This window comes from Caulobacter sp. 602-1 (genome assembly GCF_003931565.1).
Taxonomy (GTDB): Bacteria; Pseudomonadota; Alphaproteobacteria; order Caulobacterales; family Caulobacteraceae; genus Caulobacter.
Genome location: NZ_RRYI01000004.1, coordinates 553,029 through 567,218, shown reverse-complemented (window position 1 = coordinate 567,218; position 14,190 = coordinate 553,029). Strand labels below are relative to the sequence as shown.

The 14,190-nt window shown below is 69.0% G+C and carries 11 protein-coding genes; 2 read left to right on the top strand and 9 right to left on the bottom strand.

The genetic code is table 11. From position 1 onward, the window contains the following. Nucleotides 1-118 precede the first annotated feature (118 nt). Genes EIK80_RS15110 through EIK80_RS15100 form a run of 3 tightly spaced genes read right to left on the bottom strand, consistent with a single transcriptional unit; the run spans nucleotide 119 to nucleotide 4,165 of the window. Nucleotides 119-1,564 carry an efflux transporter outer membrane subunit gene (locus EIK80_RS15110; RefSeq protein WP_125157820.1) on the bottom strand — a complete coding sequence of 482 codons (1,446 nt, stop codon included), beginning with the start codon at nucleotides 1,562-1,564 and terminating at the stop codon, nucleotides 119-121. Next, nucleotides 1,548-3,086: a DHA2 family efflux MFS transporter permease subunit gene (locus EIK80_RS15105; protein ID WP_125157819.1), complete on the bottom strand. Its 1,539-nt coding sequence runs from the start codon at nucleotides 3,084-3,086 to the stop codon at nucleotides 1,548-1,550. Before EIK80_RS15105 ends, EIK80_RS15110 begins: the two co-directional genes overlap by 17 nt. Continuing rightward, nucleotides 3,086-4,165 (bottom strand): HlyD family secretion protein, encoded by a 1,080-nt coding sequence (locus tag EIK80_RS15100; protein WP_125157818.1) that lies wholly within the window; start codon nucleotides 4,163-4,165, stop codon nucleotides 3,086-3,088. The genes EIK80_RS15105 and EIK80_RS15100 overlap by 1 nt, the downstream gene beginning before the upstream one ends. Nucleotides 4,166-4,285: 120 nt before the next feature. Between EIK80_RS15100 and EIK80_RS15095 the strand changes: the two genes are divergently transcribed. Next, nucleotides 4,286-5,233 (top strand): LysR family transcriptional regulator, encoded by a 948-nt coding sequence (locus EIK80_RS15095; protein ID WP_125157817.1) that lies wholly within the window; start codon nucleotides 4,286-4,288, stop codon nucleotides 5,231-5,233. 4 nt (nucleotides 5,234-5,237) lie between these two features. On the opposite strand, the gene ilvD is transcribed toward EIK80_RS15095, so the two are convergent. Then, on the bottom strand, nucleotides 5,238-7,085 hold the full coding sequence (gene ilvD, locus EIK80_RS15090) for a dihydroxy-acid dehydratase (RefSeq protein ID WP_125157816.1): 1,848 nt from the start codon (nucleotides 7,083-7,085) through the stop codon (nucleotides 5,238-5,240). Between the two features lie 95 nt (nucleotides 7,086-7,180). On the opposite strand from ilvD, the gene EIK80_RS15085 reads away from it, so the two are divergent. Further along, nucleotides 7,181-8,122 carry a LysR family transcriptional regulator gene (locus tag EIK80_RS15085; protein WP_125157815.1) on the top strand — a complete coding sequence of 314 codons (942 nt, stop codon included), beginning with the start codon at nucleotides 7,181-7,183 and terminating at the stop codon, nucleotides 8,120-8,122. Between the two features lie 21 nt (nucleotides 8,123-8,143). On the opposite strand, the gene EIK80_RS15080 is transcribed toward EIK80_RS15085, so the two are convergent. From EIK80_RS15080 to EIK80_RS15060, 5 genes are all read right to left on the bottom strand, one after another. Then, nucleotides 8,144-9,769 carry a GMC family oxidoreductase gene (locus EIK80_RS15080; RefSeq protein WP_125157814.1) on the bottom strand — a complete coding sequence of 542 codons (1,626 nt, stop codon included), beginning with the start codon at nucleotides 9,767-9,769 and terminating at the stop codon, nucleotides 8,144-8,146. 33 nt (nucleotides 9,770-9,802) lie between these two features. Next, nucleotides 9,803-10,267, bottom strand: coding sequence for a DUF1348 family protein (locus EIK80_RS15075; protein WP_125157813.1), 465 nt, complete (start codon nucleotides 10,265-10,267; stop codon nucleotides 9,803-9,805). 17 nt (nucleotides 10,268-10,284) lie between these two features. Next, nucleotides 10,285-12,333: a pyridoxamine 5'-phosphate oxidase family protein gene (locus EIK80_RS15070; RefSeq protein ID WP_125157812.1), complete on the bottom strand. Its 2,049-nt coding sequence runs from the start codon at nucleotides 12,331-12,333 to the stop codon at nucleotides 10,285-10,287. 24 nt (nucleotides 12,334-12,357) lie between these two features. Further along, entirely contained in the window at nucleotides 12,358-12,969 is a 612-nt protein-coding gene (locus EIK80_RS15065) for a glutathione S-transferase family protein (RefSeq protein WP_125157811.1), read from the bottom strand. A 126-nt stretch (nucleotides 12,970-13,095) separates the two neighbouring features. Then, nucleotides 13,096-13,992, bottom strand: coding sequence for a LysR family transcriptional regulator (locus tag EIK80_RS15060; RefSeq protein WP_125157810.1), 897 nt, complete (start codon nucleotides 13,990-13,992; stop codon nucleotides 13,096-13,098). Between the last annotated feature and the right edge of the window lie 198 nt (nucleotides 13,993-14,190).

Here is a 14,190-nt window from a genome sequence, read left to right as displayed (position 1 = left end):
CTCATCATGGCCGTCCTTCTCTCAGCGGCTACGCCAACGCGCACCCCGACGGGGCGCGAAGCTAGCCGCTTGGAAAGACGAGGTGAAGCCGTCAGAATTGAGGCGTCCCCTTATTCGGTCAGCCGGTGCGCCAATCGGCCCCGGTCGCCGCGAACAGGCGGATGGCGTCGACCAGGCGTTGGCCCTGCGCGCGGGCCTGGGCCGAGCGCGCGGCGTTGAGCGTACGCTGAGCGTCGACGACCTCCAGCAGCGTGCCGCCGCCCTTGTCGAAGGCGACCCTGGCCAGACGCAGGCGTTCGGTCGCCTGCTGCTCGGTGCGGGCGTGGGCGGCCAGCGCGGCCTCGTCGGACGACAGAGCCGACAGCGCGTCCGCGACCTGGCCGAAGGCGGTCAGCACGGTCTGCTGGTAGCGGGCGCTGGCGGCGCGGGCGGCCTCGCGGGCCTGCTGGCGGCGCGCCTTCAGGGCGCCGCCGTCGAAGATCGGGGCGGTCAGGCCGGCCCCGAGGTCCCAGCCGCTGGCGTCGTACGAGAAGAGGTCGCCCGGCTTCAGCGCGCCCTGGGTCAGCGACGCCGTCAGCTTCAGGTTCGGATAAAGGTCGGCCGTCGCCACGCCGATGTCGGCCGTCGCCGCGTGCAGCTCGGCCTCGGCCGCCAGGATGTCAGGACGCTTGCGGACCAGCTGCGACGGCAGGGTCACCGGCACGGGCGCGTTCAGGACCATGGTCGAAAGATCGAAGGCCGGAGCGTTCCAGTCGGCCGGCGCCTTGCCGACCAGAACGGCCAGGGCGTGGCGGGCGGCGGCCAGTTCGCCCTGCAGGACCGGCAGCTGGGCGCGGTCCTCTTCCAACTGGCTTGCCGCCGAGACCTTGGCCAGGCTGGTCGAGCCGCCCAGGGCGTTGGCCTTGCGGATCAGCTCGATATTGGCCTGGTCGTCGGCGATCATCCGCTCGACGCTGGCGATCTGGGCCCGCAGCGTGGCGATGGTCGCGGCCTGGAGGGCGACATTGGCGGTCAGGCTGAGATAGGCCGCCTCGGCGCGGCGCCCCTGGGCCTCGGCCCGGGCGGTCGCGCTCTCGATCCGCCGCCTGTTCCCGCCCCACAGGTCGAGGTCGTAGCTGACCGCGCCGCCGACGGAATAGAGGCTGAAGGTCGGGTTGCTGAGCTGGATGTCGCCGAAGCCCGTAAAGCCGAACGCCTGCAGGTTGGCGCGCTCGCGGGCCACGCCGGCGTTGCCTGTGACCTGAGGTCCGGCCACGCCGCGCGCCTGGGCCAGGGCCGATTGGGCCTGAGCCAGGGTGGCGTCTGCCTCGGCGAGCGTGGGACTGTCCTTCAGCGCCTGGCGGATGACGGCGTCCAGTTCGGGCGCGCTCAGGGCCGTCCACCACGGGCCGGCGTTAGCCGCCTCGGCGTCGAGGCGCGCGGCGGCGGGGGCCGTCTCGCCCGCGCCGAGGGCCGACGCGGTCTTGGGGGAGTCCGGCGCCTGGAAGTTCGGCCCCACGGTCGCGCAGGCGGACAGGCTGGTCGCCGCCAGCAAGGCGGTCAGGAGCTTAGTGGTCGGAGACATTGGCGGCCTTCGCCCCGGGCTTGGGGGTACGCATGAGAAGGATGAGCGGCGCGCAGGCGATGGTGATCACCAGCATCAGCCGGAAGTCGTCGAGATAGGACAGCATCGCCGCCTGCCGGCCGATGACGCCGTTGAACGCGGCCATGGCCGCCTCGGTCGAGAACACGTTCGGAGCGTAGGCCTGGTACAGGGGGTTGTCGGGCCGGGCGTGCTCGACCAGCACCGCGTGGTGCTTCTCGATGCCGCTGACGAACAGGGCCTGCATGATCGAGATGCCCGCCGCCGAGCCGATATTGCGGATCAGGGTGAACAGCCCCGCGCCCTCGGCCCGGTGCTGCGGCATGACCTTGGCGAAGGCGATGGTGCTGAGCGGCACGAAGATCAGGCCCGTGCCGACGCCCGACAGGAAGCCCGAGGTCACGAGCAGGGTCGTGTCCATCTCCAAATTATAGTGGCTCATCTGCCAGAGCGAGAGCGCGCTGATCGCCAGGCCGATGCTGAGCAGCAGCTTGATGTTCATCCGCCCCATCAGCTGGCCCACCGCGAACATGGCGATGAACGAACCCAGGCCGCGCGGCATCGACACCAGCCCCGTGAAGGCGACCGGATAGCCCAGCAGGGTCTGCATCAGCGGCGGCAGCAAGGCCAGGGTGCTGTACAGCAGGATGCCGATGAAGAAGCCGAACAGGCAGCAGGTGATGAAGTTGCCGTCGGCCAGCAGTTCCCGCGCCACGAACGGCTTCTCGGCCGTGGCCAGCTGAACGCCGAACACCCACAGGGCGATGACGGCGACGATCAGCTCGACCCAGATCTCGCGTGAGCCGAACCAGTCCTGGCTGGGGCCGCGGTCAAGCATCAGCTGGAAGGCGCCGATGGCGATGGCTAGGGCCAGAAAGCCCAGGGTGTCGAACTTGCGCTTCTCGCTGCTCTTCTTCTCGGAGAGAAAGAAGAACACGCCGCAGAAGGCCAGGACGCCGATCGGCAGGTTGATGAAGAACACCCACCGCCAGTCGAGATTGTCCGTCAGCCAGCCGCCCAGGCCGGGCCCCAGCAGCGGCCCCAGCACCGCGCCGGCGCCCCAGACGGCCATGGCCTGGCCGTGGCGCTCGGGCGGGTTGATGTCCAGCAGCACCGCCTGGGACAGCGGGATCAGCGCCGCGCCGAACAGGCCTTGCAGCAGGCGGAACAGCACGATCTCGACCAGGTTCTGGGCCACGCCGCACAGCATCGAGGCGGCGGTGAAGCCGATGATCGAGACGATCAGCACCATCTTGCGGCCCATCCGCTCGGTCAGGAAGCCGGTCAGCGGCGTCATGATCGTCGAGGCCACGATGTAGGAGGTCAGCACCCAGGTGATCTGGTCGGTCGACGCCGAGACGCTGCCCTGGATGTGCGGCAGGGCGACGTTGGCGATCGTGGTGTCCAGCGAGATCATGATCGTCGCCAGCATCACCGAGATGGTGATCGGCAAGCGATTGGCGACGTCGCGGGCGTGACCCTCCTGGAGCGCCTTGGGGGTCATCAGCGCTTGCCCGAGCGAATGTCCACCTTCGCCTTGGCGCTGAGCCCCGCCGACAGGTTGCTGGGCGCGGCGTCGTCCAGGGTCAGGCGCACGGGCACGCGCTGGACCACCTTGACCCAGTTGCCGGTGGCGTTCTCGGCCGGCAGCAGGGCGAAGCTGGCGCCGGTGCCCGGGCTGAAGCTGGCGACATGGGCCTTCAGCGGCTTGTCATAGGCGTCGACCTTGATCGTGGCCGGCTGGCCGACGCGCATGTGGGCCAGTTGGTCTTCCTTGAAGTTAGCCTCGATCCAGGGCTTGCCCGAGATCAGGAAGAACAGGGGCCTGGACGCCTCGACCCGCTGGCCGACCTGCAGCTGCTCGACCTTTGCGATGACGCCGTCGGCCGGGGCGATCACGGCGGCGTAGGAGCGATCCAGCTTGGCGCGCTCCAGCTTGGCGGCGGCTTCCAGCACCCCGGGCTGCTGCTCGGTGGCGAGGTCGGCGCGACCGCCGAGGTCGGCTAGGGCCGTGGCGATCTGCTGCCGGACGACGGCGACCTGGCGCTGGGCCTGGTCGGCGGCGTGGCGGGCCTCGTCGGCCTGGGCCTTGGTGGCGACGCCGGCGGCGGCCAGATCCCGCTGACGGGCGGCCTCGCGCTGGGCGTAGCCGGCGGTCTCCTGGACGGCGGCCAGATCGGCCAGGCGCTGGCTATAGACTGCGCGCTTGCCCTGGACGTCGAAGCGGGCCTGGGCAAGCGCCGCCTCGGCCTGCGACACCGCCACCTGGTAGTCGGCCGGGTCGAGGCGGAACAGCACCTGCCCCTTGGCCACGCGTTGGTTCTCCCGCACGTCGATCTCGATCACCCGGCCGTCGATGCTGGTGCTGATCGCCGTGCGGCTGGCCTGGACGTAGGCGTTGTCGGTGGTTTCGGACTTGCCGCCGGTGAGCACGACGAAGGCGCCGATGCCCACGAGAACGACGACCGGCACGCCGATCATCAACGGCCAGCGCAGCCGCTGGCCCAGGGTCTTCTGGCGCCGCCTGCCGGCCGCGCCGACCTCGGCTTCGGCGATGGCGTCGTAACCTTCAGCGTCGCTCACGCGCTGCTCCACGTCTCGATAGGTTTTGGGGAATCGTCGAGGTTCGTTCGGCTCGCGAACCTTGGCGCTCAGATAGGGCTCGGCCCGTCATGAGAGAAATGATATGTCTTCACGACAGCCATGAACGCCGTGAATTTCCGAAACGCCGATCTCAACCTCTTCCGGGTGTTCGTCACCCTGCTGGAAGAGAAGAACGCCACACGCGCCGGCGAGCGCCTGGGCCTGTCGCAATCGGCCGTGAGCCATTCGCTGCGGCGACTGCGCGAAATGGTCGGTGACGACCTCTTCGTCAGGGGACAGACCGGTCTGCGGCCGACGCCCCGCGCGCTGGAGATCGCCGACACCGCCCGCACCGCCCTGAAGCTGCTGGAGACCGCCGTCACTAACCAGCGGTTCGACCCGGCGCTCGACACCCACACCTTCAACATCGCGGCCGGGACCTACATTTCCTACGTCCTGGGCCCTTTGATCGCCGAGCGCGTGATCGCCACCGCGCCCAACGTCCAGATCCACTTCCACAACCTCTATGCCGGCATGACCGAGGACCTCGACACGGGGCGGCTCGACATGGTCATCGGCTGTTTCGAGGCGATCCCGGGACGCTTCTCCTACAGTCCGCTGTTCGAGGAGACAGGCGTGTGGGTGCTGCGCGCCGACCACCCCATGGTCGCGAGCGGCGTCGACTACGACACCCTGGCCCGTCTGCCGCGCCTGGGCGTATCGGGCGGCGGCAACGACGATCCCGACCGCACCTCGGCCGGTCACCTGGGCCTGCGGCGCGTAACCTCTTGGGGCGACACCTACGCCCTGGGCGAGAGCCCCTATCAGCCGTTCACGGTGCAGGACTCATTCAGCGCCATGAACATGGTCGGCCGGTCGGACATGACCTGCATCCTGCCGCGCCGCCTGGCCCAGTTGGCCGCCGACCGGGGCAAGGTGTTCATGGTCGAGCCGCCGAACGCCCCGCCCCCCATGCCGTTCGGCGCGGTGCTACGGGCCAGCGACGCGGCGGACTCGCCCAATGGCTGGCTGCTGGACCTCTGCCGGGAAGCAGCGGCCCAGCTATAACCCTCTATTCGACCTGGCTGACGTCGCGCACCGCGCCGCGGGCGGCGTTGGTGGTCATGGCCGCGTAGGCGCGCAGGGCCGGGCTGACCTCGCGCTTGCGATCCAGCGGCTTCCAGGCCTTGGCGCCCCGGGCTTCCTGGGCGGCGCGGCGCTCGGCCAGGACCGCGTCGGAGACTTCGAGGGTGATGCCGCGATTGGGGATGTCGATCAGGATCGAGTCGCCGGTCTCGACCAGGGCGATCAGGCCGCCCTCGCCCGCTTCCGGCGAGACGTGGCCGATCGACAGGCCCGAGGTGCCGCCCGAGAATCGGCCGTCGGTGATCAGGGCGCAGGCCGCGCCCAGGCCCTTCGATTTCAGATAGGTGGTCGGGTACAGCATCTCCTGCATGCCCGGACCGCCCTTGGGCCCCTCGTAGCGGATGACCACGACCTCGCCGGCCACGACCTTGCCGCCCAGGATGCCGCTGACCGCCGCCTCCTGGCTCTCGAAGACACGCGCCGAGCCTCGGAAGGTCAGGATCGAGTCGTCGACCCCGGCCGTCTTCACGATGCAGCCCTCGGGGGCCAGGTTGCCAAACAGCACCGCCAGGCCGCCGTCCTTCGAGAACGGATGCTCGACCGAGCGGATGACGCCCTTCTCGCGGTCCAGGTCCAGGCTTTCCCAGCGGGCGGCCTGACTGAAGGCGATCTGGGTCGGCTTGCCGCCCGGCGCGGCGCGGAACAGCTCGTGAGCGACGGCGCTGTTGGTGCGGCCGATGTCCCAGCGCGCCAGGGCCTCGGCCAGGGTCGTGGCGTGGACGGTAGGCTGGCTGGTGTCGATCAGGCCGCCCCGCTCCAGTTCGCCCAGGATGGCCATGACGCCGCCGGCGCGGTGGACGTCCTCCATGTGCACGTCGGCCTTGGCCGGGGCCACCTTGGACAGGCACGGCACCCGGCGCGACAGGCGGTCGATGTCCTCCATCTTGAAGTCGACCCCGCCCTCCTGGGCGGCGGCCAGCAGGTGCAGCACGGTGTTGGTCGAACCGCCCATGGCGATGTCCAGGCTCATGGCGTTCTCGAACGCCGCTCGCGTGGCGATGCCACGCGGCAGGGCCGTGGCGTCGTCCTGCTCGTACCAGCGCTGGCAGAGGTCGACGACCAGGCGGCCGGCTTCCTTGAACAGCGCTTCGCGGTCGGCGTGAGTGGCCAGGACCGAGCCGTTGCCCGGCAGCGACAGGCCCAGGGCCTCGGTCAGGCAGTTCATCGAGTTGGCGGTGAACATCCCCGAGCACGAGCCGCAGGTCGGGCACGCGGCCTTCTCGATCGCGTTGACTTCTTCGTCGGTGTACTTGTCGTCGGCGGCGACGACCATGGCGTCGACCAGATCCAGCGCTCGGATCTCGCCCTTCACCCGCACCTTGCCGGCCTCCATCGGGCCGCCCGAGACGAAGACCACCGGAATGTTGAGCCGCATGGCGGCCATCAGCATGCCGGGTGTGATCTTGTCGCAGTTGGAGATGCAGACGATGGCGTCGGCGCAGTGGGCGTTGACCATGTACTCGACGCTGTCGGCGATCAGCTCGCGGCTGGGCAGCGAGTACAGCATCCCGCCATGGCCCATGGCGATGCCGTCGTCGACGGCGATGGTGTTGAACTCCTTGGCCACGCCGCCGGCCGCCTCGATCTCGCGGGCGACCAGCTGGCCCAGGTCCTTCAGGTGCACGTGGCCCGGGACGAACTGGGTGAAGCTGTTGGCCACGGCGATGATCGGCTTGCCGAAATCCTCGTCCTTCATGCCCGTCGCGCGCCAGAGGCCGCGGGCTCCCGCCATGTTGCGGCCGTGGGTCGAGGTGCGTGAGCGATAGGGAGGCATGGCAAATCTCAATGTCGGCGGTGGGGTTATTTACGGCCGTTTCGTCCGCGCTCAAAATATATTAGTTCAGCATCATTAGGTCGCTGAGAATATCAATGGATGCTCGCCCGCTCCGCCACTTCGTCGCCGTGGCCCGGACCCTGCACTTCGGACGCGCCGCCGAACGACTGGGCATGACCCAGCCGCCGCTCAGCCAGTCGATCATGAACCTCGAGCGCGACCTGGGCGCGCCGCTGTTCGAACGCACCAAGCGCAGCGTCCGCCTGACCGCCTTGGGCGAGCAATGGCTGCCGCATGTGCTGGAAGCCTTGGCGACGCTGGACGGCCTGCCCGCCCTGGCCCAGCGGATGCGCGACGGCCAGACCGGCTATCTGGCGCTGTCGTTCGTCAGCACCGCCGACTACAGCGTCCTGCCCTCTCTGGTCCGGCGATATTCCCAGGCCTATCCGGGCGTCGAGATCCGTCTGTTCGAGGCGACCAGCGACGTGCAGATCCCGGCCATCGTCGGCGGCGAGCGCCATGCCGGCATCATCATTCCGCCGCTCGATCATCCCTTGCCCCCTGCCCTCGCCTATCGACGCCTGCTTCGCGAGCCTCTCGTCGCCGCCGTCCCCAGCGCCTGGATCGAGGACGGCCGCATCGCCCACGAGACCGAGATCTCCAGCACGGAGGTGCTGGCGTCGCCGCTGATCCTGTTCCCCAAACACGTGGCCCCGGCCTTTCACGACCTGGTCACCGGCTATTTCGCGTCACTGGGCGGGACGGCGCGGATCATCCAGGAAGCCATCCAGATGCAGACGATCATCAGCCTAGTCTCCAGCGGCCTAGGGATCGCGCTCGTGCCCGCTTCGCTGCGCAACCTGGCGCGGGCGGGGGTCACCTATGTCCCGCTGGCCGGGGTCGCGCCGATGCTGGAGACCGGCCTGGCCTGGCGACGCGACGATCAGGCCCCGACCCTGGCCAACCTCCTGAACCTGCTGGACGAGGCCGAAGCGCCGGGCTCGACGATCGCCGAAGACGCGCCTCGACATCCATGAGGAGCAGGAGCCGGCGCGGCGTTAGCCCCGGCGATCTTCCAGGATCATCGCCGCGCCCTTTTCGGCGATCATCACGGTGGGGGCGTTGGTGTTGCCCGAGGTGATCGTCGGCATCACCGAGGCGTCGACGACCCGCAGGCCTTCGAGGCCGCGCACTCTCAGCCGTTCGTCGAGCACCGCCATCGGGTCGTCCGCCACGCCCATGGCCGCCGTGCCGACGGGGTGAAAGATGGTCGTGGCCAGGGCTTTGGCGGCCGCCAGCAGGCCCTGATCGGTATCGACCTCAGCCCCTGGCCGGAACGCCTCGGGCGCATAGGCGGCCAGGGCCGGTTGTCCCATTATCCGCCTTGCCCAGCGCAGCGAGGCCACGGCGACGTCCCGGTCGGCCTCGGTGGTCAGGTAGCGGGGATCGATCAGCGGGGGATCGGCGAGGTCCGGGCCCGAGAGCGTGACGCTACCCCGGCTGGTGGGCCGCAGGTTGCAGACGCTGGCCGTTATCGCGCCGAACCGGTGCAGGCCCTCGCCCCAGCGATCCAGGCTGAGCGGCTGGAAGTGGAACTCCAGGTCCGGCGTGGCCAGACGCGGGTCCGACCGACAGAACATGCCCAACTGCGACGGGGCCATGGTCAGCGGCCCGGACCGACGCAGGGCGTAGTCCAGGCCCATGCCCAACCGCCGCGCCAGGTTGGCGTAGTCGGTGTTCAGGGTCCGTACGCCGCGCACCTTGTAGACCGGCCGGATCTGCAGGTGATCCTGCAGGTTGGCCCCGACGCCGGGCAGGTGATGGCGAGGCGCGACGCCGATCCGCTTCAGAACCTCGGCGTCGCCGACGCCCGAGCGTTGCAGGATCACCGGAGAGCCGATCGCTCCGGCGGCCAGGATCACCTCGCCCTTGGCGCGGGCGCTCAGCGCCTGCCCGCCCCGTCGCGCGCGCAGGCCGATCACGCGCTTGCCGTCGAACACGAGGCTTTCGACCTCGACGCCCTTCTCCAGCCGCAGGTTGCTGCGCCCGAGAATGGGCTTGAGGAAGGCCGTGGCGGTGCTCCAGCGCCGACCGGCCCGCTGGTTGACCTGGAAATAGGACGAACCGGCGTTGTCGCCGCCGTTGAAGTCGTCGATTTGCGGGACGCCCGCCTGCTCGCCCGCCAGCCGGATCGCGTCGAGAATGTCCCAGCGCACGCGCGGATGCTCGACCCGATATTCGCCGCCAGACCTGTGGTGCTCCCCCTGGGGGGCGACGTGGTCCTCGTGGCGCAGGAAGTAGGGCAGCACGTCGGACCAGCTCCAGCCGGCGAGGCCGCGCTGGCGCCAGCCGTCATAATCCTGAGCCTGGCCGCGCATGTAGATCATGGCGTTGATCGCCGACGACCCGCCGATCACCTTGCCGCGCGGATAGGCCAGGACCCGATTGTCGAGCCCAGGCTGGGCCGTCGTCTCGAACAGCCAGTCGGCGCGCGGATGGCCGATCGCGAACAGGTAGCCGACCGGAATGTGGAACCAGATCCAGTCGTCCTGGCCGCCAGCCTCCAGCAGCAGCACGCGAACCGAAGGATCGGTCGTCAGCCGATTGGCCAGCAGGCATCCGGCGGATCCCGCCCCAACCACGATATAGTCGTACTCGCCCAGATCGATCGCGTCCGTGGTCACGGCTGATTCCGTCCTCCCGAGGGAAGACTGCGGTCAGAAGTCGAAGTCGCTCAAGCCGGGATGATCGTCGGGTCGGCGGCCCAGCGGCCAATGGAACTTGCGGTCGGCCTCGGCGATCGGCTGTTCGTTGATGCTGGCGTGACGATTGCGCATCAGGCCGTCGGCGTCGAACTCCCAGTTCTCGTTGCCGTAGGCGCGGAACCAGTTGCCGCTGTCATCGTGATATTCATAGGCGTAGCGAACGGCGATACGATCGCCCTCGAACGCCCACAGCTCCTTGATCAGCCGATAGTCCAGCTCCTTGGCCCATTTGCGCTCCAGGAAGGCCTGGGCCTGATCACGGCCGTTCAGGAACTCGGCGCGGTTCCGCCAATGGGTGTCGGTCGTATAGGCCAGGGCGACCTTGGCGGCGTCGCGGCTGTTCCAGCCATCCTCGGCCAGGCGGACCTTCTCTATGGCTGTTTCGCGCGTGAACGGGGGCAGCGGCGGACGGGACATGGGTTTCTCCTCGGGGATCAAAGGGCCAGATGCAGCGCCTCGCCGTCGGCGGCCGGAACGGCGCAGCAGATCAGCGCCTCGTCCTCGGCGACCGGAGCGGTCGGCGGCGTCAGATAGGAAACGGCGCCTTGCAGCACCTTTGTCTTGCAGGAACCGCAAGTTCCGGCGCGGCAGCTGAATTCGGGTTGCAGTCCCCGCGCCTCGGCCAGTTCCAGCAGCGTGCCCGAGCCGGGCTCCCAGCGGGCTTCCTTGGACGACTCCATGAACAACACCGGCTTCGAGGTCGTCGCGGGCGGCGGGCCGACCTTGGCGGGCGCGCCGCCCAGGTCCGGCGTGCATTGCAGCGATGCGGGGCCAAAGGCCTCGGCATGGATGCGCCGATCGGCGACGTTCAGGCCCCGCAGGCCGTCATAGATCGCCTGCATGAACCCCGGCGGGCCGCACAGATAGAAGTCATAGTCGTCGAACGGCAACTCGGCGCGCAGGGCGTCCATGTCCAGCCGGCCCAGGAGATCGTAGTCATCCGGGTCCGCGCCGTCCGTGTCGCCGAGGATGCGCGTGAGGCGGATCGCCCCCTGCCCCGCCTCGACCAGCGCCGCGAGCTCCTCGTCGAACGCCCGCTCGGCCTTGGTCCGCGCCGCCTGGAAGATGTACGTGCGCCGGACACCGCGCGTGCGGAAACCCTCGAACAGGATGTGCCGCGCCATGGCGATCATGGGCGTAATGCCAACGCCAGCCGCCAGCAGCACCGCCGGACGCTTTTCCGCGGCGTCGATCGTGAAGCCGCCAGCCGGGGCGCGAGCCTCGATCAGGTCGCCTTCGCGGATCTGGTCGTGGAGGTATTGGGAGACCCCGCCCTCGCGCTTGACGCTGATCCGGTAGAACGGGTCCGACGGCGCGACCGAGAGCGTGTAGGTGCGGATGACGGGCCGCTCGTCGCCGGGCAACAGGACGCGGATCGGCAGATGCTGACCGGCCAGGTGCGGAATGGTCGCCACGCCATCTGCCGGCTCCAGCTCGAACGAGCGGATCGCCGCGCTCTCCCGGGTGATCTTCCTGACCCGGAACGGACGCCACCGATCGGCCAGTTCGGCGGCCTTCAGCCGCGCCGCCGTCGCATCCCAGTCGCCGGTGATCAGGGCGTTGGGCGAAGCGCCGTTGGCGCGGTCGGCCCAGCGCACCGGTAAGACGCTCCGTCGACGGACGATCTTGGTGGGACGCACGCGCCACAGGCGCTCCGCGCCCTGGAAAGCGGCGATCTCGGGCGAGTCCAGCACCACCTCGGCCTCGCCGGTCAGCTGCAGCATGTCACCGGACGAGAAGTCGACAAAGACCAGGCCGGCCTTGCCGTTCAGGCGGATATTGCCCAGTGTGTTGAAGAACAGGTTGCCGGCGAAGTCGGGAATGGTCAGGACGCCGTCTTGGCCGATCCGCACGAAGCCAGGCTTGCCGCCCCGGTGCGAGACGTCGACCCGTCGCCCGCCCTCGTCGCTGTAGGACGCCACGAAAAACGTGTCGGCGGCGGCGATCAGCGCGCGGGCGTCGACGTCCAGATCCGTAGAGGTCTCGACCTCGCCGGCATAGGGCGCGGCGGGGTCGCCCACGATCGCGAAGTCGCGCAGCTGGATGTATTGCGGGCAATTGCCATAGCTCTGGTCCACGACCACGTCGAAGCCGCCAGCCGTGCGGCGCAACGCACCGTTCATGCGATTGCGACGGCGCGTATGCAGCTCGACGCCCAGCAGGCCGACGGGGTCGCCGTCCTCCATCCCCGCATCGGCGGGATCACTGGGTTGCCGCGCGGCCTCGATCGAGAGGGTGTAGATGTCGGGCGAGCTGATGAAACCCGGCTGGCCGGCGACGATGGTCGCCCAGGGCGCGCCCGCCGGATCGACGCTGCCCACCACCAGGAAAGGCAGTTGCGGAAAGAACGCGCGGTGCTGATCCAGCAGGTAGTCGCGGATGACGCGACGGCCGATCCCGTCCATCCTCGCCTCGACGCCGACGCTGCGCTGGATCTCGACCTCGCCGCGATGCCAGGGAGAGGGCTTTTCGGTGGTGGTCATGGGCCCGCTCCCCGGCGCTCGACGCTACGCGGCCAGGCCGACGGGCGTCTGGCGGAACGGCACGAAGCCCGGCAGAGCCTCGATGCGCGCCAGCCATTGGCGGACGGCCGGATAGGGCTGAAGGTCGACGTTCCCCTCGGGCGCGCGGGCCGTGTAGCTATAGAGCGCCACATCCGCGATCGTCGGGCGGCCGGCGACCAGCCAGTCCTGCTGGGTCAGAAGGCCTTCCAAGATATTCAGCAGCGCGGCGCCGCGCCCGATGACTTCGTCGGCGTCGCGCTTGGCCCCGAACACGGTGATCAGGCGAGCGGCGGCGGCGCCGTAGGCCAGTTCGCCGGCGGCCACGGACAGCCAGCGCTGGACCTGGGCGGCCTCGATGACGCCCTCCGGCAGCCAGTCGGTCTTGTCGAACTTGCGAGCCAGGTAGACCATGATGCCGTTGGAATCCGAGACGATGACGCCGTCGTCGTCCAGCACGGGCACCTGGCCGAACGGGTTCAGCTTCAGGAATTCCGGCGTCTTGTGCGCGCCCGACGCCAGATCGACCTCGACCAGCTCGAAGTCCGCGCCGATCAGCGACAGGAACAGGTGGGCCCGGTGGGCATGGCCCGACAGCGGATGGTGGTAGAGGCGCATCGTCATGTCCTTCGCGGAGCGGCTGGACACAGCGTCCATCCGACGGGCCAAGGACACTCCATCCAACGGACGGGCTGAAGCCGCGACGAGGGAAAGGCACTCTTCCGCGCGGCGGAATGCTCTAGCCTAATTGATCCGGCGGTCCGCCCGTAGCCGCCCCGCCGCGAAGTCGATGAAGGTGCGGACCTTGGCCGGCGCGTGCCGTCCCTCCGGGTGGACGATGTGGACCGGCAGCGGATGCTCTTCATAGTCCGAAAGCACCGTCCGCAACGCGCCGGACGCCAGCGACGGCGCCGCCTGGTAGGACAGCACCCGCGTCAGGCCGAAGCCGTCGATCGCCGCCTGAAGGGCCGCGTCGTTGGTGTTGCAGTAGAGCCGCGGATAGACGTGAACGACGGTCTTCTGGTCCTGGCCGAAGCGCCACTCCGTCGAGGCCCAGGCGCTGGTCGCCGAGATCACCGAGTGGCTGGCCAGATCCGCCGGCGTGGTCGGGACGCCATTCTTCTCGAAATAACCGGGCGAGCCGCAGACGACCCGGCGGACCGAGCCGACGCGCAAGGCGCTGAAGCCGGAATTGGGCAGGTTGCCGATCCGAACGGCCAGATCCACGCCTTCGTCGACGATGTTGACCATGCGGTCGACGAACAGGGTGCGGATGCTGACCCGCGGATGTTCGGCCAGGTAGTCCATGATGATCGGCAGGATGTACTGATGACCGAACATCACCGAGGCGGTGATGGTCAGCGTGCCACTGGGCGTGGCGAAACTGCCGGCGGCGCTGGCCTCGGCCTCGGCCAGATCGGCCAGGATCCGCGAGCAGTCCTCGAAGAACCGCGCGCCGGCGTCGGTCAGGGTCACCGAGCGCGTGGTGCGCACCAGCAGACGCGCGCCGATCGCCTCTTCCAGCGCCGCGACCGCGCGGGTCACGGCCGGCGGGCTCATGTGCAACTGCCGCGCCGCCTCGGCGAAGCCCTTGGTCTCGGCGACCTTCACGAACACCTTCATCGCTTGCCAGCGATCCATGACGCCCGTCCCTGTTCCCGAGTCCCTGGCGTTATAGCCGGGACGCGACACCCTAGGCCACGCCTTCGCGGTCAGCCCCGGTTCGGGACGCGGGAGGTGACGTTGCGTCGCGCTTGGTCGCCAATGCGCGTAATCCGATCATATCGACTACAATATACGGGAAAGATTTGACCTCGGCGGCGGGGCGCTACAGAACTT